This is a genomic window from Paenibacillus athensensis (assembly GCF_004514475.2).
GTDB lineage: Bacteria > Bacillota > Bacilli > Paenibacillales > NBRC-103111 > Paenibacillus_AL > Paenibacillus_AL athensensis.
Window position 1 is genome coordinate 413,886 of record NZ_MYFO02000002.1, and the last position, 18,569, is coordinate 432,454.

Here is an 18,569-nt window from a genome sequence, read left to right on the forward strand (position 1 = left end):
CAGGGAGTGGACATCTTGAAATTGAAAACGCGGGTGATTGTTTGTTTTACCGCCAGTATTGTGTTGATGATGATTGCCGGGGCTGTAGCTATGGTATCGAATCATCAAATGCGCACTCATTACGAAAGCATCGTACAAAAGGATGAGAACGTCCGCTTTTTACTGAAATCCATACAATTCCGTTTGGCCGGCTTGTCTAACGACGAGCGCGGTTACCTGTTGACTGGCGATGCAACGTTTACCGGGGAGATGGACAGCAAGAGGGCCGATATCGACAGTTATTTGAAAACGCTCGCTGCGCTGCCGCTGTCGCCGGAGGAGCTGAAAATCAAGGAAACGATCGACGCGAATTACAGCGCTTACGTGCAGGCGAGCGAGCTGGCGCTGCAGCTGTATGCGCAAGGCGCCAAGGCGGAGGCGCAGCAGCAGCATCTCGGTCCGGAGCGAACGGCGCGCAAGGCGCTGGACCCGCTGATCACCGCATATCTCCAGCAGCAGGAGCAGCGGCTGAACGGCGATGTGGCGTCGATTGAGCGCGAGGCGTCGCGCAGCAACTACGTGCTGGAGGGCTTGATGGCGCTGACGCTGATCGCAGGGGTAGCGATGGGCTTTGTGCTGCTGCGCTCGCTGCGTCCGTTGACGGGCATCAACCGCCAGCTCAAGGAAATCGCCGAAGGCAGCGCCGATTTGACGCGGGAGATCGTGGTCAAGTCAAAGGACGAGATTCGCCAGCTCGCCGACAGCTTCAACGCGATGCTCCGCAATTTGCGCGGCGTGATTGGCGAAGCGCAGGGCTCGGCGCTGCATGTGGCGTCGTCTGCGGAGCAGCTGGCCGCAGGCGCGCTGCAGGTGCGGCGCTCGGCCGAGCAGATCGCGGCGCGCAGCCAGATGCTGGCTGAAGGCGCGGAGCAGCAGCTGGCCGAGACGGAGCAAAGCGCCGATATCATCGGCCGGATGAATGAGGGGCTCGGCCAGCTCGGCGCAAGCAGCCGCGATGTGAAGCGGCTGGCCGGCGACGCCTCCGAAGCGGCGTCGCAGGGCGGCGAAGCGCTGGTTGAGGCGCTGGAGCGCATGGAAGACGCCGACCGTTATGTGCAGAGCGGCTTTACGCTCGTGCAGAAGCTGAGCTCGCGCTCGGAAGAGATCGGCGGCATTGCCGGGATGATTCAGGGGCTGGCGAATCAGACGAATCTGCTCGCGCTGAATGCGGCGATTGAAGCGGCGCGCGCCGGGGAATCCGGTCGCGGCTTTCAGGTCGTGGCGCAGGAGGTGCGCAAGCTGGCCGAGCAGTCGCTGCTCTCGGCCGGTCAGATTAGCGAGCTGATCGAAGAGGTGCGCCAAGCGACGGCGGAAGCGGTTGAAGCGATGCAGCTCGGCAGCGGTGAAGTCCGCACGAGCGTTGGGCAGACGCGGCGCGTCAATGATATTTTTGAAGGGCTGCAAGCGCTGTTTGGCGAAGTGTCGGGCAAAATCGGCGAGGTTTCCGATTCCATCGCTTTGCTTGGAGAAGGCAGCGGCTTGATCGGCCGAATGTCGCAGGAGCTGAGCGGGCAGGCCAAAGCCGGGGCGGCGGCAAGCCAGGAGATGTCTTCCTCCAGTCAGGAGCAGCTGGCTTCGATGGAGGAAATGATGACGTCGATTCAATCGATGGCGGATACGGCCGACAAGCTGTCGGCGTTGCTCAGGGAGTTTAAAACCGGCGGGCGTTAAGCCTTCCAGACACAGCAAATCCCTCCTGTCGGCGGCTGCCGGGGAGGGATTTTTTTGTCGGATGCACGTGGTAGCGTGCAGGGGCGGACAGCCGGCTTGCATCCTGTGGCGTTGTGACGAACGTGGATTAAGCGTTACGGTTGGCCCCCCAGCTCCTTGAGGGCTTGCTCGACGAACGTATTGTCCAGGACTTTGGAGGTGTCGAGCTGCTTGTTGATAGCGCCGGCTTTGTAGAGGAAGTCGGCTTGCTCCTGATGAGCCTTGGCAAATTCCGGCGTTGTGGGCGAGAGGATCGGGTCGGCGTTTTTCAGGACGGTCGTAATGATTTGCTTGTCGAGCTTTTGCGTTTGCACCAGCTCATTGGCGACCTCGTCTTGATGCGCGACATAGTAACGGCGAGCTTCTTCATAGGTTTTCAGGAACAGCACGGTCAAATCGGGATGCTCATGCGTGAATTTGGTGCGGGCGATCAGGAAGCCCGGCGCGTTGATGTTCAGGTCTTCGCCGGAGACGAGAATTTTCGCGCCGGCCTGGAAGACGGCGGTGGTAGCGTAAGGCTCCCAAATCGACCAAGCGTCGACGGCGCCGCTATCGAGCGCGGGGCGGGCTTCGTCGGGCTGAAGCTGGATGACTTTGACGTCATCGCCCTTCAGACCCGCTTTGTCGATGGCCAGATAGAGGAAGTTGTAGGCGCTGCTGCCTTTGGCCACGGCGACCTTCTTGCCCTTGAGGTCTTTAAGCTCCTTGATCGGGCTGGTCTTGGGAATCACGATCATATTGCCTTTGCGGCCGTCGCTGGTAACGGCGATTGCGCGAAAATCAACGCCGCCGACCTGACCGGCGACGACGGGCGTGCCGCCGGTGCCGCCAAAATCAAGCCGGCCGGCAGCCAATGCTTCAAAATGCGGCGGGCCGCTGGCGAATTCGTTCCATTTGACCTCGGCGCCGACGGCTGCGAACGCTTTTTCAAAGTAACCTTTTTCCCGGGCGTAGACGAGGATGCCGGTTTTGCCCTGTACACCGATGTTGACGACAACTTTGTCTTTGGCAGCAGCCGGGGAAGCCGGGGGGGACGCTTCGGCTGCCGATGCGGTCTGCGCGGCGGCGGGAGAAGCTCCGGCCGGGGCGGCCGAGCCGGCTTGGCTGCAAGCGGTGAGGATGCCAAGCAGCAGGATTGCCAGCAGGGCGGGTAAGACGGAGAAAACGGATAAGGGCGTGTACAACGTGTTTCTTTTCATGGGTGATGCCTCCTTTGGGATATGCAGGTTGTTTGCGTCAGCGCTTGGCAAGCCGGGGAACGAAAAAAGACTCCGCGAGCCTACCGGAATGGAGTCCGGCAGCCGGGAGCCTTTGGTGAACCAATGGGCGCTGTAGCTGTTTGATTAGTCATGTTAGCATGTTTAATCCGACTATTCAAGTGGGTATAGTGAATTATGAATCGGTTTTTTTTGCCAAGTGAGGGTTGACGAGGAAAAAAACAGGTGCTATGATCGTTCTATATCCGAGTAATTCGGTTTGTATTATTGGTTTTATTTCGTCTACCGGTTCACTGGAGACTTTCTTTTTGTCCGCGAGGGATGAGAAGAAGGTCTTTTTTGCTTATCCAAAATGGAGTGAGGAGCTGATTGCAGGTGGCAGAGCAGCGCAAGCAAGCGGGAGATGTGGATCATGAGGTGGAGTTCGGCTGGTTTATTCCAACGACGGGCGACGGCAAATACATCGGCGTGCCGCCGGAGCGGGAATCGACGAGCGCGTATATGATTGAGGTTGCGCAAGCGGCTGAGCGGGCGGGCTTTACATTCGCGCTGATTCCGACGGGCGGCAATTGCATCGATGCGTGGATCGTCGGCTCGACGATTGCGTCGCATACGAAGACGCTGAAGCCGCTGGTGGCGATGCGGCCCGGGCTGATTGCTCCGGTGCTGGCGGCGCGGATGGCCGCTTCGCTGGATTATGTCAGCGGCGGGCGGGCGCTGATTAATGTGGTGACCGGGGGCAGCCCCGGCGATTTGACGGCGACCGGCGATCCACTGGCGCATGCGCATGATGAGCGGTATGAGCGGACGCGCGAGTTTTTGCAGATCGTCAAGCAGGTCTGGACGAATGCGCAGGGAAAAACCGCGAAGTTCCTGGCCGGGAACCAGACGTATGCCGATACGGAGAAGGTGCATTTTCACGGAAAATATTACGATATCGAAGGCGGGGCCAGCTTCCCGGCTCCAGTTCAGCAGCCGCATCCGCCGCTGTATTTTGGCGGAAGTTCGCCTGCGGGCAAGCGAACGGCTGCGGAGACGGCCGATGTGTACCTGCTGTGGGCCGAGCCGCTGGACTGGATCTCCGGGCAAATCGCCGAGCTGGAGCAGCTGCGCGCCGAGCTGAAGCGCGATCAGGGGCTTGACCGTCAGCTGCGATACGGTCTGCGGGCTCAGGTGCTCGTTCGGGAGACCGAAGAGGAGGCTTGGCGCGAGGCGTGGGACATCATCAGCAGGGTGGACCGCGAGGCGCTGGAGTATTCCGGACAGCGCTTTACGCAGACGGATGCGACGAACCAGAAGCGGCAAAATGAGCTGCGCGAGCTATCCCGGTCGAATGATTATGTGCTGGCGCCGAATCTGTGGGCCGGTCTATCGATTGTTCGCGGCGGCGGCTCGATGCTGCTGGTCGGCACGCCGGAGCAGGTATCGGATCGGCTGCTGGAATACGTCGATTTGGGCATTTCATCGTTTGTGCTGTCCGGTTATCCGAATCTGGAGGAGTCGCAGTATACCGGCGAGCTGCTGCTGCCGCTTGTGAAGCGGAAGCTGGCCGAGCGCAAGCAGCTGCGGGCGGCAGCTGGCAGTACAGTTTAGGTTAAGCGAATAGGTGACCCGATAAACCGCCATGCGGATATAAAGGAGATATGAGATGAGTCCATCAGAGGTGATTACGGGAAGCCAGCCGGTGGCAGCTGCGGCGCGCAGGCCGGCTGCAGCGCCGCAATCTGCGACAGACGCCGAAGCAGCGGCTGCGAGCGGAGCGTTGAGCAGGCCGGACGACGGGGAATCGGAGAAGACGGGCGTCTTGGCCGAGCGTGCGCAAGAACAAGCGGAACGAAAAGAAGCGAGGGAGTCCGGTGGTTCGGCGCAACAGGTGGAGGTGCGGGCAGAGCGAAGAGAAACAGAGCAATCCGGTGTCTTGCGGGAGCGCTTGGAAAAGCGCCCAGAGCCAAGGCGGGCGAAGGAGTCCGCCGTCCCGGTGGAGCGCGCGGAAGAACGCGTCGAGCCGCGCAAGGCGGGAGCAGACAGCCGATGGGCGGCGATAGCACGCGGTGCAGTGCTGCCGATCGTCGTAGTCGCAGTGTGGCAGGCGTTAGGCACGCTTGGCGTTGTATCCTCGACGATTTTGCCGACGCCGCTGGATATTGCGCGCGCTTTCTACGATTTGACCGTCAGCGGGGACATTTTCAAGCATTTGCGCATCAGCTTGTGGCGGGCCGCAATCGGTTTTGCGCTAGGCGGCAGTCTGGGTCTGCTTTTTGGCGTGTTGGTCGGTCTTTTTCGCAGATTCGAGCAGTCGTTGGATCCTTCCGTGCAGATGCTGCGCACGATTCCGCATTTGGCGGTGACACCGCTGTTTATTTTGTGGTTCGGATTTGGTGAATTTTCTAAAATTTTACTGATAGCCAAGGGAGCTTTTTTCCCTTTGTATGTGCAGACGTTTCTCGGCATCCGCAGCGTCGACGCGAAGCTGTTTGACGTGGCCCGGGTGCTGCAGTTCAGCCGCTTGCAGCAGATTACGAAGCTGGTGTTGCCGGCGGCGCTGCCGAATATTTTGCTTGGACTGCGGTTGTCGATCGGGGTAGCCTGGTTGGGGCTTGTCGTCGCGGAGCTGATGGGCTCCAGCGAGGGTGTCGGTTATTTGATTCTCGATGCCCGGCAATTCTCGCAAACGGCGATTGTGTTTGTCGGGATTGTGATTTTTGCCGTCGTGGGCAAGGGCTCGGATTCGCTGGTGCGGTATTTGGAGAAGCGGCTGTTACAGTGGCGTGACAGCTTTAACGGATAACGGAAAGGGATGGTGGGAGCGAAATGAAGATTGCGGTCCATTCGATCGGGAAGAAAAGTGTGCTGGCCGTGGCCGGCACACACAGCGTCGTGCTCGACCAAGGCGTGGAGCGGGGCGGCGAGAATATCGGCTTTCGGCCGACGGAGCTGTGGCTGATCGGCGCAGCCGCCTGCGCGCAAGGGACGCTCAAGCATCGAGCCGTCAAGCTGGGCTATGAGGTTTCGGAGGTGCGGATTCAAGCGGAGGATCGGCTCGATGAGGCCGGGCGAATTGCGGCAGTGGAGTTTCGCGTGTTGTTCGAAGGCGAGGCGCTGATCGATCAGCGGCAGGAGCTGCTTGCGTATGTACGTGAGCATTGCAAGGTGGTGCGGACGATTCATCCTTCGATTGCCGTTACGTTCGTTGATGTGCGGGAGGAGCTGGAAGAGTTGCCGGCGGCGGTCGCAGACGAAGGCGCGGCTTGAAGCAGGAGCTTGTGTGGCTTGAGGTGCTGTGACCAAGGCCGCTGACGCGCCTTCGGGATCAGGTGATACTCGTATAATTATATAGAAGAGAGGCGTTGGAGATATGGCAATTGGATATAGAAGATTGGGCAGAACGGGACTCAAGGTGTCGGAGATCAGTTTGGGTACGATGGCGTTTGGCCGTTGGATTGATGAACGGCAATCGGCAGCGGTGCTGGACGCGGCGCTGGAGGCAGGTATTACGCTGATTGATACGGCCGACGTGTACGGCTCGGGCATGGACCGCAGCAATCCGCTGGCCACGGGCGAATCGGAGGCGATTCTGGGCAAGCTGCTCGGCAGCCGCCGCGAGCAGCTGGTGCTGGCGACCAAGGTGCACGGGCGCGTCGGTCTCGGCGTCAACGATGCCGGGCAAAGTCGCTATCATATTGCGCGGGCGGTTGAAGCCAGCTTGAAACGGCTGCAGACGGATTATATCGATTTGTATCAGGTGCATCGTTTCGATGAAGAGACGCCGCTGGAGGAGACGCTGCGCGCGCTCGACGATCTTGTGCGGCAGGGCAAGGTGCGCTATGTGGGCTGCTCGAACTATGCCGCTTGGCAAATTGCCAAAGCGCACGGTATTTCGGCGCGGCTGGGCTTGCACCGATTCGAAAGCGTGCAGCCGGAATACAGCCTGCTTGCGCGCGATATTGAACGTGAACTGCTGCCGCTGGCTGCTTCCGAGGGTGTCGGGGTCCTCGTGTACAGCCCGCTCGGGCGCGGTTTGCTGACGGGCAAATACAGCTTCGGAGAAGCGGCCCCGGAGGGTACGCGCGGCGCGGCCGGCGAGCAGCGGCTGCAGGCGCTGCTTGAGCAGGAACGGCACTTCCGCATCGTGGAAGGGCTGAAGCCGGTCGCCGCGCGCAAGGGGTTGACGCTCGGCCAGCTGGCGCTCGCCTGGGTGCTGTCGCAGCCCGCGGTCACGTCGGCGATTCTCGGCGCATCGAGGCCGCAGCACGTGAGCGAAGCGGCGCAGATCGCCGGCGCGCGGCTGGATTCGGCTGAGCTGGCCGAGCTCGACGCGGTTGTACGCGCAGCGGAGCAGCCCGGCGTTGCGGCGTCGGCGCCGGTCGCTGCTGCACGGGGCTGACCGCCGCGAACGTGGCTGGCTCCCCGCTGAGAGCGCCGCTTGGCGGTGAGCTGCCGAAACACTCACAGCGGGCTTCTCTTCTCCCATGAGACGGCAGGCATCTATACGGCAGCAGCAAAAAGGCGGCCCCAAACGCATATTCGCGATGCGTTTGGGGCCGCCGTTTCTTTTTATCCGCTTAGTGCGATTTGAGGACTTCGCCGTTTTTGCTTTTGCGGAAATAGGACATGACCGCTGCGACGATCAGCAGAGCCGCCATTGAGTAGAACACGATATGCAGGCCGTGAATGAAGCCGCTCATCGATGCGGCTGCGCCGTCGAGACCAACCATTGTGCCAGAGAAAATCGCCATCATCGCGTCTTTGGGAATGTTGCTCGTAATGATCGGCATGACGAGGGCGATGCTGAAAATCATCCCGACGTTTTGCAGCAGCGACAGGATGCCGGACGCTTCACCGCGGTAATTCGGCCCTGCGGCATTCATAACGCTGCCGGTGTTCGGCGAGTTGAACAGGCCGGAGCCGATGCTGATGACGATCATCCAGATCGCTTGGTACACATATGAGCTGTCGGCGTTGGCGTTCATGGTCAAGCCGACCAGTCCGCCCATGCTGATGATCAGGCCAAGGGTCGCCGGAACGACTTCACCGAAGCGGTCGCCGATCCAGCCGGAAATCGGAGCGAAAATCAGCATGCCGACGGCAAGCGGAATGAGCAAAATGCCTGCTTTTAACGCATCGTACGCCATGACGCCCTGATAATAGAAGATGAGCATAAACATAATGGCCATCCGCACAAGCGCGTTCAGCGCCCCGGAATAAACGCCCATCGAGAAGGTGCGATACAACAGCAGCGGAATGTGCAGCAGCGCCGACGGGTGCTTGCGTTCGATCAGGATGAAGATCGGGAAGCAGATCAGGAAAGCGGCTGCGGACAGCCAGACGATGGGGGAGTTCCACGTTTGCAGCGGTCCCCAGGTGAGCGTGAGCAACAGGCCCGTGACGGACAGCACGTAGGTGATCAGGCCGCCGAGATCGAATTTTTTCGCTTCGGATGCGACTTTTTCTTTGGCAAAGCCCATCGCCCACAAGCCCCACAGCACGGAAATGACGCCAAACGGCACGTTAAACCAGAAGGTCCACTCCCAGCCGTAGGCGGTGGTCAGCCAGCCGCCAAGCACGGGGCCAATGATTTGCCCGATCGCCACGATGGTGATGTTGATGCCGAGCGCGCGGCCCAGCTCTTTTTTAGGAAAGGCGTCGGCGACAATTGCTGTGCTGAGCGCAATCAGAATCGCGCCGCTGCCGCCTTGCAGAATCCGCCAGATGATCAGCATCGAGGCGCTGCCGGCGAAGCCGCTGACGAACGAAACGATTGTAAACATAATCATGCCGAGCATGTAGAGGCGTTTGCGGCCGACGCGGTCGGCGATGCTGCCGGCCAGCAGCACGACAACGGTTTGTGCAACCATGTAGGCGAGCATAATCCACATCGCTTGAAAAACCGTGGCGTGCAAGCCGCGAATCAATTCGGGCAGGGCTATAATCAAGGTGCTGAAATTCAGCGAGGACAGCAGCGCGCCCAAGCTGGTAACCGATAAAATCCACCATTTTCGTTGATCCTGTGCCAAGTTTTCCACTTCCTTTTCCGATTTCTCTCTTTGGTATTTCGATATCTATGTAAATATAGAAATATCAAGCGCAAAAGCAGCTGACTTGATTTCCATACAGGTTTTTAACCGCCGGTTGGTTCGGTTTCGCCGTGGTCTGGCGCGATGGCTGGCGCATATTGGCGCAGCATCTGTTCTTGCAGGCTGTAGTAGTGGTAGGTGCCTTCCTTGCGCAGCGCGAGCAGATCGCAATCGAGCAAAAGCCGCAAGTGATGCGAAACGGTTGAACCTGCCGATAGCTGGAGACGTTCGAGCAGCTCCATGCAGCTGAGCTCCCCGTGCCGGCCCAACAACTGGACGATGCGCAGGCGGGTTGGCTCGCCGAGCGCTTTATATATTTTGACGCAGGTCTGAAAGCTTTTGTGATCGTTCATTGGCAGCCCTCCTCATTCCGCTAGTATACGCCTGCGGGTAGCTGCTGTCTAGCCGTTTTATGAGTATAATGGATTTATCCGGCGATTGGATGCCTGCTTGGGCAACGTGCAGTCTTCATGCCGCATTTAGCAGGGCTTTCGCGAAATGTGTCGAATTTATTTTGCAAAGGTATGGGTTGGCCACTGAACGATAGAAAGGGCTTGATGGTACAGATGAAGGGAAACGTTTGGATGAGACAACAGCTGGCGCTGCGCATTGGCGCGGTGGTGATGATCGTGATGCTGCTTTTGACCGCGGGTTATATTTGGCTGCAGGTGGGGAGCGCCAAGACGGCGGCGCAAAATGCCATAACGACATACGGCGTGCGCTTGGCCACAAGCTATGCGCAGCAGATGGATGTGGAGCGGCTGGGCGGATTTTTGCAGGCTCCGGCCGAGAACGAGACGTATTGGGCGATTCGCGGAGAGCTTGACCGCTATCGCACGCAGATCGGGGCGTTGTATGTGTATGTCGTGCGGATTGACGAGGCTGGCCGGCCGCTGATCATCATTGACGGACAGCCTAAGGATTCGGATGCCGCTTCGCCGATCAATGAAGTGACCGATATTCCGGCGGATGCGATTGCCCTGTTGCTTCAGGGGGAAAAAGCCTACTCCCCGGTCATTGATAATCCCGAGTATGGCAAATACGTGTCGTCCTATGCTCCGATCAAGACGAAGGACGGCAAGGTGCTCGGCGTCCTCGGCATTGATACGGAGGCCGGAGCGATCGACAGCATCGCCGGCAGCGTCGTGCGCAGTAGCGTTCCGATGTTTGCTGTCATTCTGGCATTGACGCTGCTGGGCCTTGCGTTCATCATTTGGGTGTTGCTGCGCGCGCTCAGTCCGCTGAAGCGCATTGTGGCAGGCGCGGAGCGGATTGCGCTGGGCGAGTTTGCCGAAGCGAACCGGCTGCTTCAGGCGCAGCCTGTGCGGTCCTCAGATGAGGTCGGCGCTTTGTATAAGGCGGTGGCGCACATGTCGGAGAGCCTGAACGCGATTGTCGGGCAAATCGTCGCGAACATCGCTTCAGCGTCAGAGCAGCTCGTCGGGGCGTCGGAGCGTTTGGCCGGCGATGCCCGCCACGTGCTGGAGATGAACACGCGCGTGGATGCGGCGGCGCAGCAGGTGGCGAGCGGCTCGCTGGCCCAGCGCAGCAGCTCGGAGGAAAGCGCGCGGGCGATGGAGGAGATGACGCTGACGATTCAGCGCGTCTCCGAGGCGTCGTCGTCGGTGTCCGACGCGTCCGTGCAGGCGCTGGAGAGCGCCGAGGCCGGCAAGACGACGCTCGGCCGGATGAACGCGCAAATCCGCACGATTGCGACGTCGGCCGAGGAAGCGGCCCAGCGCGTTGGCGTGCTGCGCGGCCATTCGCGCGAGATCGAAGGGGCGCTGTCGGCGATCAGCGACATTGCCGAGCAGACGAAGCTGCTGGCGCTGAACGCTTCGATTGAAGCGGCGCGGGCGGGCGAGCACGGCACTGGCTTTGCCGTGGTGGCCGGCGAGGTGCGCAAGCTGGCCGACGACGCGACGGCATCGACGCGCCAGATCGCGGCCCTGCTGCAAAACGTCAAAACCGAAACCCAGCGCATCAGCGAAGCGATGGAATCGGGAGTGACGGAGGTGCGCACGGGCACGCAGCTGTCGGCGGAGGCGGAGCGTTCTTTTGCCGATGTCGTCGAGATGTTCCGGCTCGTCAGCGGGCAGATCGTCGACATCTCGGCCGCAACCGAGCAAATGTCGGCCGGCTCGCAGGAGGTTTCGGCTTCGGTGCTGGAAATCGCCGGCATCGCCAAGGTGTCGTCCGACCAGACGCAGCATATCCGCAGCTTGAGCGAGCAGCAGCTTGGCAGTGTGCGGCAGATTGCCAGCGCAGCGGCTGAGCTGAGCGCGATGACGCTGCGGCTGCGGGAAGCGGTGGAGCGGGTGAAGGTGTAGAAGGATAGGAGGAAGGCCGCTCGGGGACGGGCGGTTTTTCGTGTTATCAGGTTATCCAGAGATTACGGGGTAGCCTTTTTACGTCAGACGGTTTGGTGCGGGTGGAATATAAGGACGGGAGATGGCGATAGCGTCACATATGTCAGAACGCCGTCAGTCATGGTATAATAATATGTATAGGATTCATAAAATTAATTGATACGATACCTGAACAAGATGCGGCTGAAGTGCTTGATTTTATTGGTTATTTGAAAATGAAGCGGGAACGTGATTCATTCCGTGATCTTGAAACAGCAAGTACAACAAGCACTGAATTCTGGAACAACCCGATTGATGACGAGGTTTGGAATAATGTATAAGCAAGGCGATATCCTGCAGATTCCTTTTCCATTCAGTGATCTGTCCTCCACTAAGCAACGCCGGTACTTGTTCTATCCAATTAAGATTTATACGTTATCGAAACAAATCGTGGTCAAGAAATTTGGCCGAGTCAACCAAACGATTGTAAGTCAGGTCAAGGAAAAATACAAGAATTGCTAACTGAGTAGTCGGGACCAACGAAACCTCCAGCAGATATGCAGACCGTTCACTTGAGCGGTCTTTTTTAATTGATAAGAGAAAAATGGGCGATGGAACCGTCAGATTTGCCAATTTCACACGTATTTCCTCGCAATTTCGTTTACATAATGATGAAACTCCTCCACATAATTCGCCGGGCCTACTATCTCCAATTCCGCACCAAAGCTCAGTAAAAAGCGAAATCCAATAGGGTTTCGAGGAATCTGGATATTGGACAGGAAATATTCGGCATTATACGCCTCCATGCTTTTTCTCCCGAATCGTTCAATGAATTGATCTTTGATAGCGGGTGAAAGTAATACCGTTATCGTAACAAGCTGTGGTTGAAAGTCGGCTTCCGGCTCTTGTTGCGCGCCATCATGGCGAGGGAGGAAGGTTGCTTCTTCCATCTGTAGCTGATCGATTCTGGATAATTTAAAAGTTCTGTATTCCTGACGCTGCAAACAAAACCCCTTCAAATACCAGCTTGATTCGCTAAAATGAAGCTGATACGGCTCGATGAGCCTGTTCGTCGTGTTGCCGTGCTTATCTATATAATCGTAAGCAATCAGTCTTAACTTCGCGATGGCTTCCTGGCAGATTTGCAGCGTGTAAAGAAGCTCGGATCGGCCTGCCCAATCATAGAAGGAAAAGTGGATGGATCGTTTGGGGAACGCCGGGCTAACCATTGCTTCTATTTTTTTGAGCGTTACTTTCACTTCTTCAGTCAGAAGAATTTGCTCGAATCCGCTTAGCGCAGTCAGGATGTTCTCCAGGTCTGCACTGTTTAAAAGTCGTTTATCGACCTTGTACGCGTCCAAGATGCCATAACCGCCATGAATCCCATGAATCGCATAGATGGGGATGTTGGATAAACTTAGGGTTTCCATATCACGGAGAATCGTTCTTTTGGAAACATGAAACAATTGGGCAAATTCCGTGGCCGAAACGAGATCTTTTTTCAGCAAAATCATGATAATCGAGATTAGTCGCTCGACCTTCTCCATAGGTTTTTCTCCTTGATGAATTTTTTTAAAAAAGGTGACAGACATATGTCATCGCTTATTTATTATACTTTCTTTATCACAAGAAGGGGGTATAATATTTATGGCAGCTATTGCTTATGTTAATTTTGATGGAATGGCAGATCAGGCGATTGATTTTTATTCGGAGGCGTTGCAGGCGCACACGGTTAAAAAGGTCAGATTCGGCGATTGTTCGCAAGATCCTGCATATCCCATGCCGGAAAATGAATTGAAAATGATCATGGAGTCTTCGATTGAATTTGCAGGAGGCAAGCTTATGATGTCAGATGTCCCGCCTTCCATGCAGAAAGTAACGGGCGAGTTGGTGCGGGGCAATCAAATCCAGATCAGTCTCGTTATCGATGATAAGCAGGCGCTGCAGACGTATTTTACGCAATTGTCTGTCGGCGGTTATGTGATTATGCCGTTATCGGCCGTTCCGTGGTCTTCTTGCTTCGGCCTGCTGGTGGACCGATACGGCATCGCTTGGAAATTCAACAGTGACGCCGATTTGTTCCTGGATCAAGTCATGTCCGGCAAGGCGTAACGGATCGCCAATCGTGGTCTTCTTTAAAAAAGAAGGCCATTTTTTAATTTCATTTGCCTGATCACCCCCCTGAAAGGAACAGGTGACCCTAAAGATGAACGTGGATAAGGTGATTCCTGCACAATCGAGAGAAGATTTAAGAACTTGGCTGCACAATCATTCCGCTACAGAAGCGTGCTGCTGGGTTGTGGTGAGCATGAAGCCCGTCCCCGGTGTGCTGCTTTATCTGGACGCGGTTGAGGAAGCGTTGTGCTTCGGATGGATCGATGGGATCAAAAAGAATGTGTCCGGGACAGAGCTGGCCCAGCGGCTGTCGCCCCGCAGCAAAAAAAGCTCATGGACCGAATTGAATAAAGAGCGCGTCCGCCGCCTTGAACGCTTGGGGCTGATGACGGATGCGGGAAGACGGGTGCTTCCTGACATGGACTCTGAATCTTTCGTGATGGATCGCGAGATCAAGCTGCGGCTGCAAGCGGACGAGCAAGCGTATGCACACTTCATAGTGTTCCCCAAGCTGTATCAACGGGTGCGGATTGACACGATTCAGAGCGTCAGGAATCAGCCGGAGGTTTTCGAAAGCAGATTGGAGAAATTTCTGGCCAACACACGGGCCAATCGCATGTACGGTCAATGGAACGATAACGGACGTCTTCTGGAGACGTAGCTTTCGGCGGACCCGGCCGCGCTGCTGCGAGGGAAGCAGGCTCAGCCATAACAAGTCTTGTATAATTCCTGTTGACATGACACCAAAAAGTGTCCTATAATCAAAGTGACACCAAGAGGTGTCCGATTGCAATTTTGACAATACAGGCTGTCACCGCATACGCCGGGGCGGCTTGCGTGCGCGCTGGTGAAATTTGCCGCCTATTTATGGGAACTATATAGGAGAGGGTGTTGTGAGCGAAAACGATCCGTTACGCGATGTGTTTGACGCGATTGCCGATCCCACGAGACGTCAGCTGATTCGTCTGCTGGCCGAGGCCGAGGAGCTGCCGCTCCATGAATTAACGGCGCAATTCCCGATGGGCCGGACTGCGGTGTCCAAGCATTTGACGGTGTTAAAGGAAGCGGGCCTGGTGCTGGAACGCAAGGTCGGCCGGGAAACGCGATTCAGGCTGAACGCTGCGCCGCTGCAAGAGATTCTCGATTGGCTGGCGTTTTACAGCAGGTTCTGGAGCACGAACATGTTGCGCTTGAACCGGCTGCTGGATGAGGAGTAAAAGAAAACCCGATGCGGTTAAACAACAAGGGCAAAGAGAAAGTTCGGACTTGTGCCCGAATATAAGGAGGAACAACAATGGCTTATCAGGTTGATTTCAAAAATGTATCTACAGTAGGTCTGGAATCTTCGCCGGTGGCGGAGGCGCTGGCGGGGCTGCGCGCCAATGAAGCCCGTTACTTCATGAACAAATACGAGCACGCGTTTACGGTTGTACCGGCCAGTGAAAGCCAGGACATTCTCGATTATGTGCATCGCATTCTCAAGGAAGAGCGCAATATTGAGTTTGCAGCCAAGCCGCTGGAAACGTCACAATTTCAAGTGGAAAATATCAAATGGACCTATGTGTTCTACGAGGACGGTCTGTCGGTCAACGTCTTGTATCCGCTGGACGAGCCCAAGAAGCGGGCTGTGGGCTTCAAGCTGTCCGAGGGGATGGACATTCCCAAGGAGCTGGAGGAGAAGTTTAAATTTGCCCGCCAGAAGTCGAAGTTGGCCGGAACGATTCGCGGTTCGTTTTTTGTGATCAAAGGGGAATATGAAGCAAACGAATGAAACTCTTGTAAGGATGCTCCAGTGCCATACGGATGGCTAAAGGGCATCCTTTTTTTTATGCTTATCTTACAAATTGCGATAACTTTTTCCATTTTATGATATGATGTAGACAAAGAAACAGGTGATCCATGAATAGGAGGCGTGCGTGCCGATGGTCCGTTTAGCGTCGCAAAGAAAGAGCCATTCTCAAGCTTCTGTCGGTCAAAGGTCTGCGGTTGAATCTCGCGGCAGCCAGTCGGCTGAAACGATACCTTCGCTGCAATTGACGCCTGACAAGGCTTCGTTTCTGCAGCGGACCATTGGCAATCGCGCCGTCGCCCAGTTGTTCAGATCGGCCGTTCCTTCGGCATCGCCGGCATTACGTCGCTCCAAGGTGCCGTCGATCACGGCTCGCGGGGGCTCGACGGGTTCACTGTCCGTGCAACGAAAATACGATCCCAAGGATATTCCATACAAAACAGAGGAAAGCTTGATCGAGAAGGCGAATCAGCTGTATCAGCGTCGTGAAAAGATGATTGATGACGGAGATGTTTCCGGTGTTTTTATCATCGGCGGGGATTTCGAGGAGCTTAGGGAAATTGCTCGCGCTAACGGCTGGCTGAAGGCTTATCAGCTGCTTATTAAATGGGGTGAAATGGCGCCGTTCGATAAAGAGGAAAAGATCGAAGCCAAGCTCATGCAACAAATCGACGAGTTGAAAGAGGAAATCAAGGGTCTGGATTTGGATAACGTGAAGGATCAGGCAAGGGCTGAGGATATTCAAACCGAGCTGGAATTTATTGAACGCCGTGCGGGCAAATACGGCTGGAATCATATTATCCGCTATGCGCGTCTCGTCGGGAACCATCCTCCGTTTAAAAAGGTTGTTTACGCCAATCCGGATAAGGAAATAACGAATGGCATCGATTCGGATGCGCTGGATTATTTCATCAAGTCCGATGTGCCGAACCCTGTGGATGCGCTGGGCATTGTAAAGCTTTTGAAACAGCTTACGTCCGAATCCAAAAAAGAACCGCTGATCAAGGCCGTCGGCGATATGGAAAGTGTGATTGTGGACAACTCCAAGCTCCAGACGAAAGAAGAAGCGAATATCCTCAAGTCGTTTATCAATACGTATAAAGTCGCTCAGGACAAAAAATTTAATCTCCAGCTTACTGTTAAAATGCTGTCAGGCGTAGTGACGACAGGTCTTAAACGGCGGACGCAAAGCCCGGAGATCAATGTGACCGGAGTTCCTTTTAACCCTAAGATGCCCGAAAAGCAAGATTTTACAGGCATTCATATGACGGAAGTGGAAAATCAATACGATGTGCTGGCGCGCAAGTCGGGTTCGCCGGAAAAGGACGGTTCGTTGATTCCCGGGGCTGTGCATGAGGTTGATCTGGCCTTCCTGAACGGGATGCGGGGTATTCCTGACTATCGGGCGACGTTGACGGACAAGGAGCCGCAGATCGGGGGAGGAGACGGCGGCGGTGAGAAGGTCTACGCGCTGGGTCATACCGGAGCTATCAACTTTGAGGGCGAGCTGTCCAACCGCGGCGGGGCGAGATTGTATGGCGTCATGTTCCCGAAAGGCTTTATGGACAAGTATGGTCTGGACTTGCGTACCCAGGGTATTAGCGGCAAATCGGCGCAAACGCCGGTGGATCAGGATTTTGCTCAGGGTTATATGTACGACGACAAGGAGCAGACGCATCGGGTGGATATTCCGAGTACGAAGGCGTTTGCGATTCGCGCCGAGGATAATACCCCGGATGGACAAGCCCATATCCATTTCGGACGTTCCAATATGAAGGTTCATGGCAAAAAGATGTCCCAGCTTGATTTCATGCGCTCCTTTGTCACGGGCGTGGTGGAGTTCAATATGCAGGGGTTCGTGATCAATATCAAATATTTTAGCTGAAAGGAATGAGTGAGCATGAAGGAAACGGTTATCGACGCGTTGCTGCATCCGAAGGAATCTTTTGAACGAACCGAGGCCTTGCGCGAATGTGCAGCCGATTTGGGCGAGAACCCTTCCGGCACGCTGCCGGCTGTAGCAGTCGAATTTTTGAACAGCTACCAGACCGAGGATCAGGTGCAGGCCGCCTTAATCGGGATCGCGCTGCATCGTCTTGCGCGCAGCCGGACGCCGCAAATCGGGGTGCTGGCGAGGCTTTTTCCCGCGTTATTTATGGACTGGGAGCCGCATATCCGCAAAGAGGCAGAGGCAATTTTTGCCGGGCTTTCGACCAAAGACGTTTTCGGACAGCTGACGGAGATGGTGGGCATGGAGGAAGGAACCGAAGTTGATCGTTACTATGCGTTTAATGTCATCAGCACTGTGGATTATGATGATTTAACCTGATGGTGATTAGCAAACGCCGCCTTTTGTCGGATCGGCGCACGAAGAGGCTGTCCAGCAGTCAGTATTGACTGACTTGCTATGCTCCCCTTTAAGTAGACAGGTTTAATAAATAAACCGACTACTTGGAGGGGAGTTTTTCTATGTCTAAGTCAGACGCTTATTCCGTGCAGGATTATCTGGGTGGCCAATACTCGCAGTATGAATTGATCGAGAAATATAAAATCGCAAGCCGTACGCAGCTCAAACGGTGGATCGACAGGTATAATGGTCATAGCGGCTTGAAATCGTATCATGGGGGAGCAACAGCTATGACCAAAAACAGAACGACCACGTGGTAGGAGCGAATCGATATCGTGCGCTACTGCTTGGCGCATGAGCGCGATTATAGAAGGACAGCAGATTATTTTAAGTGTCCTACGATCAAGTGTATCAGTGGGTGAAGAAATATGAGGATGGGGGCCCGCTTAGGCTGCAGGATGGTCGGGGACGGAAGAAGACCCCCGAGGAACTTTTCGAAGCCGAGCAGCAGAAGCTTGCCATGAAGCAACTGGAGGCTGAAAATGACAAACTTAGAGCGAAAGTCGCATTCTTAAAAAAGTTACGGGAATTGCAAGGGAGGCGAATTTAAGCGGACACACACAAGCCCATGTCTATATGGCTATTCAAGCTGTTCAGCGATGATCAGGTCGGGATGGAGGGCCATGATTTTCTCCAGATCGATCTGGTCGCCGAGATCGGCGATCCGGCCGTCTTTCAGGAACGGTTCATAGACGCTAAAATCTAGCCCTTCGGTTGCTTCAATTAATAGATAAATTATTCAAGTCCTAGGGGAGATTTCTCCGTTTTTATATTTGTTTTGTAATACTTTTGCCCTTTTAAAGAAAATATGAAATCAGCATAATTATAACGTTAATGAGGAGAGCATTTATTTGAAAAAGGCTATGAAAG

The 18,569-nt window shown here is 55.7% G+C and carries 19 protein-coding genes; 15 read left to right on the top strand and 4 right to left on the bottom strand.

From position 1 onward, the window contains the following. The first annotated feature begins 15 nt into the window (after positions 1 to 15). On the top strand, positions 16 to 1,710 hold the full coding sequence (locus B5M42_RS05800) for a methyl-accepting chemotaxis protein (RefSeq protein WP_134751927.1): 1,695 nt from the start codon (positions 16 to 18) through the stop codon (positions 1,708 to 1,710). A 134-nt stretch (positions 1,711 to 1,844) separates the two neighbouring features. Here the strand turns inward: B5M42_RS05800 and B5M42_RS05805 are convergent, their stop codons facing one another. Beyond that, complete coding sequence (locus B5M42_RS05805; protein ID WP_134751929.1) at positions 1,845 to 2,948, bottom strand: aliphatic sulfonate ABC transporter substrate-binding protein; 1,104 nt, start codon at positions 2,946 to 2,948, stop codon at positions 1,845 to 1,847. A gap of 393 nt (positions 2,949 to 3,341) precedes the next feature. On the opposite strand from B5M42_RS05805, the gene B5M42_RS05810 reads away from it, so the two are divergent. The 4 genes from B5M42_RS05810 to B5M42_RS05825 all read left to right on the top strand — a co-directional run bounded on the left by B5M42_RS05810 (position 3,342) and on the right by B5M42_RS05825 (position 7,350). Beyond that, entirely contained in the window at positions 3,342 to 4,559 is a 1,218-nt protein-coding gene (locus B5M42_RS05810; protein WP_230632715.1) for an LLM class flavin-dependent oxidoreductase, read from the top strand. 385 nt (positions 4,560 to 4,944) lie between these two features. Then, positions 4,945 to 5,754: an ABC transporter permease gene (locus B5M42_RS05815; protein ID WP_230632758.1), complete on the top strand. Its 810-nt coding sequence runs from the start codon at positions 4,945 to 4,947 to the stop codon at positions 5,752 to 5,754. 23 nt (positions 5,755 to 5,777) lie between these two features. After that, positions 5,778 to 6,218 (top strand): OsmC family protein, encoded by a 441-nt coding sequence (locus B5M42_RS05820; RefSeq protein WP_134751933.1) that lies wholly within the window; start codon positions 5,778 to 5,780, stop codon positions 6,216 to 6,218. Between the two features lie 103 nt (positions 6,219 to 6,321). Then, positions 6,322 to 7,350: an aldo/keto reductase gene (locus B5M42_RS05825; protein WP_134751935.1), complete on the top strand. Its 1,029-nt coding sequence runs from the start codon at positions 6,322 to 6,324 to the stop codon at positions 7,348 to 7,350. A gap of 178 nt (positions 7,351 to 7,528) precedes the next feature. Here B5M42_RS05825 and B5M42_RS05830 read toward each other — a convergent pair whose 3' ends face one another. Together B5M42_RS05830 and B5M42_RS05835 are read right to left on the bottom strand one after the other, a co-directional pair. Further along, the gene (locus B5M42_RS05830; RefSeq protein ID WP_167689791.1) at positions 7,529 to 8,980 is read right to left on the bottom strand and encodes an MFS transporter; all 1,452 of its coding nucleotides are present in this window, start codon (positions 8,978 to 8,980) and stop codon (positions 7,529 to 7,531) included. A gap of 104 nt (positions 8,981 to 9,084) precedes the next feature. Beyond that, positions 9,085 to 9,393, bottom strand: coding sequence for an ArsR/SmtB family transcription factor (locus B5M42_RS05835; RefSeq protein WP_134751939.1), 309 nt, complete (start codon positions 9,391 to 9,393; stop codon positions 9,085 to 9,087). A 231-nt stretch (positions 9,394 to 9,624) separates the two neighbouring features. On the opposite strand from B5M42_RS05835, the gene B5M42_RS05840 reads away from it, so the two are divergent. Further along, on the top strand, positions 9,625 to 11,370 hold the full coding sequence (locus B5M42_RS05840; protein WP_167689793.1) for a methyl-accepting chemotaxis protein: 1,746 nt from the start codon (positions 9,625 to 9,627) through the stop codon (positions 11,368 to 11,370). A gap of 653 nt (positions 11,371 to 12,023) precedes the next feature. Here the strand turns inward: B5M42_RS05840 and B5M42_RS05845 are convergent. Further along, positions 12,024 to 12,935, bottom strand: coding sequence for a helix-turn-helix transcriptional regulator (locus B5M42_RS05845; protein ID WP_134751945.1), 912 nt, complete (start codon positions 12,933 to 12,935; stop codon positions 12,024 to 12,026). A gap of 100 nt (positions 12,936 to 13,035) precedes the next feature. On the opposite strand from B5M42_RS05845, the gene B5M42_RS05850 reads away from it, so the two are divergent. From B5M42_RS05850 to B5M42_RS05890, 9 genes are all read left to right on the top strand, one after another. Further along, a complete protein-coding gene (locus tag B5M42_RS05850) occupies positions 13,036 to 13,500 on the top strand; it encodes a VOC family protein (RefSeq protein WP_134751947.1) in 465 nt (154 codons plus the stop codon). 94 nt (positions 13,501 to 13,594) lie between these two features. Next, positions 13,595 to 14,164, top strand: coding sequence for a YdeI/OmpD-associated family protein (locus tag B5M42_RS05855; protein ID WP_134751949.1), 570 nt, complete (start codon positions 13,595 to 13,597; stop codon positions 14,162 to 14,164). Positions 14,165 to 14,396: 232 nt separating this feature from the next. After that, positions 14,397 to 14,720 carry an ArsR/SmtB family transcription factor gene (locus B5M42_RS05860; protein ID WP_134751951.1) on the top strand — a complete coding sequence of 108 codons (324 nt, stop codon included), beginning with the start codon at positions 14,397 to 14,399 and terminating at the stop codon, positions 14,718 to 14,720. A 77-nt stretch (positions 14,721 to 14,797) separates the two neighbouring features. Continuing rightward, positions 14,798 to 15,274 carry a phage tail protein gene (locus B5M42_RS05865; protein WP_134751953.1) on the top strand — a complete coding sequence of 159 codons (477 nt, stop codon included), beginning with the start codon at positions 14,798 to 14,800 and terminating at the stop codon, positions 15,272 to 15,274. 151 nt (positions 15,275 to 15,425) lie between these two features. Then, a complete protein-coding gene (locus tag B5M42_RS05870) occupies positions 15,426 to 17,177 on the top strand; it encodes a hypothetical protein (RefSeq protein WP_167689795.1) in 1,752 nt (583 codons plus the stop codon). Between the two features lie 15 nt (positions 17,178 to 17,192). Next, a complete protein-coding gene (locus B5M42_RS05875) occupies positions 17,193 to 17,621 on the top strand; it encodes a hypothetical protein (protein ID WP_134751955.1) in 429 nt (142 codons plus the stop codon). 140 nt (positions 17,622 to 17,761) lie between these two features. Then, entirely contained in the window at positions 17,762 to 17,959 is a 198-nt protein-coding gene (locus B5M42_RS05880) for a helix-turn-helix domain-containing protein (protein ID WP_134751957.1), read from the top strand. Between the two features lie 71 nt (positions 17,960 to 18,030). Beyond that, complete coding sequence (locus tag B5M42_RS05885; protein ID WP_134751959.1) at positions 18,031 to 18,249, top strand: helix-turn-helix domain-containing protein; 219 nt, start codon at positions 18,031 to 18,033, stop codon at positions 18,247 to 18,249. Between the two features lie 18 nt (positions 18,250 to 18,267). Further along, complete coding sequence (locus B5M42_RS05890; protein ID WP_167689797.1) at positions 18,268 to 18,405, top strand: hypothetical protein; 138 nt, start codon at positions 18,268 to 18,270, stop codon at positions 18,403 to 18,405. Positions 18,406 to 18,569 lie beyond the last annotated feature (164 nt).

Excerpts from the sequence above, each read along its gene's own strand:
- B5M42_RS05855 (WP_134751949.1), top strand. The coding sequence starts at position 13,595 with ATGAACGTGGATAAGGTGATTCCTGCACAATCGAGAGAAGATTTAAGA.
- B5M42_RS05825 (WP_134751935.1), top strand. The coding sequence starts at position 6,322 with ATGGCAATTGGATATAGAAGATTGGGCAGAACGGGACTCAAGGTGTCG.
- B5M42_RS05845 (WP_134751945.1), bottom strand. The coding sequence starts at position 12,935 with ATGGAGAAGGTCGAGCGACTAATCTCGATTATCATGATTTTGCTGAAA.
- B5M42_RS05835 (WP_134751939.1), bottom strand. The coding sequence starts at position 9,393 with ATGAACGATCACAAAAGCTTTCAGACCTGCGTCAAAATATATAAAGCG.
- B5M42_RS05820 (WP_134751933.1), top strand. The coding sequence starts at position 5,778 with ATGAAGATTGCGGTCCATTCGATCGGGAAGAAAAGTGTGCTGGCCGTG.
- B5M42_RS05840 (WP_167689793.1), top strand. The coding sequence starts at position 9,625 with ATGAGACAACAGCTGGCGCTGCGCATTGGCGCGGTGGTGATGATCGTG.
- B5M42_RS05805 (WP_134751929.1), bottom strand. The coding sequence starts at position 2,948 with ATGAAAAGAAACACGTTGTACACGCCCTTATCCGTTTTCTCCGTCTTA.
- B5M42_RS05850 (WP_134751947.1), top strand. The coding sequence starts at position 13,036 with ATGGCAGCTATTGCTTATGTTAATTTTGATGGAATGGCAGATCAGGCG.
- B5M42_RS05865 (WP_134751953.1), top strand. The coding sequence starts at position 14,798 with ATGGCTTATCAGGTTGATTTCAAAAATGTATCTACAGTAGGTCTGGAA.
- B5M42_RS05880 (WP_134751957.1), top strand. The coding sequence starts at position 17,762 with ATGTCTAAGTCAGACGCTTATTCCGTGCAGGATTATCTGGGTGGCCAA.
- B5M42_RS05890 (WP_167689797.1), top strand. The coding sequence starts at position 18,268 with ATGTCTATATGGCTATTCAAGCTGTTCAGCGATGATCAGGTCGGGATG.
- B5M42_RS05875 (WP_134751955.1), top strand. The coding sequence starts at position 17,193 with ATGAAGGAAACGGTTATCGACGCGTTGCTGCATCCGAAGGAATCTTTT.
- B5M42_RS05870 (WP_167689795.1), top strand. The coding sequence starts at position 15,426 with ATGGTCCGTTTAGCGTCGCAAAGAAAGAGCCATTCTCAAGCTTCTGTC.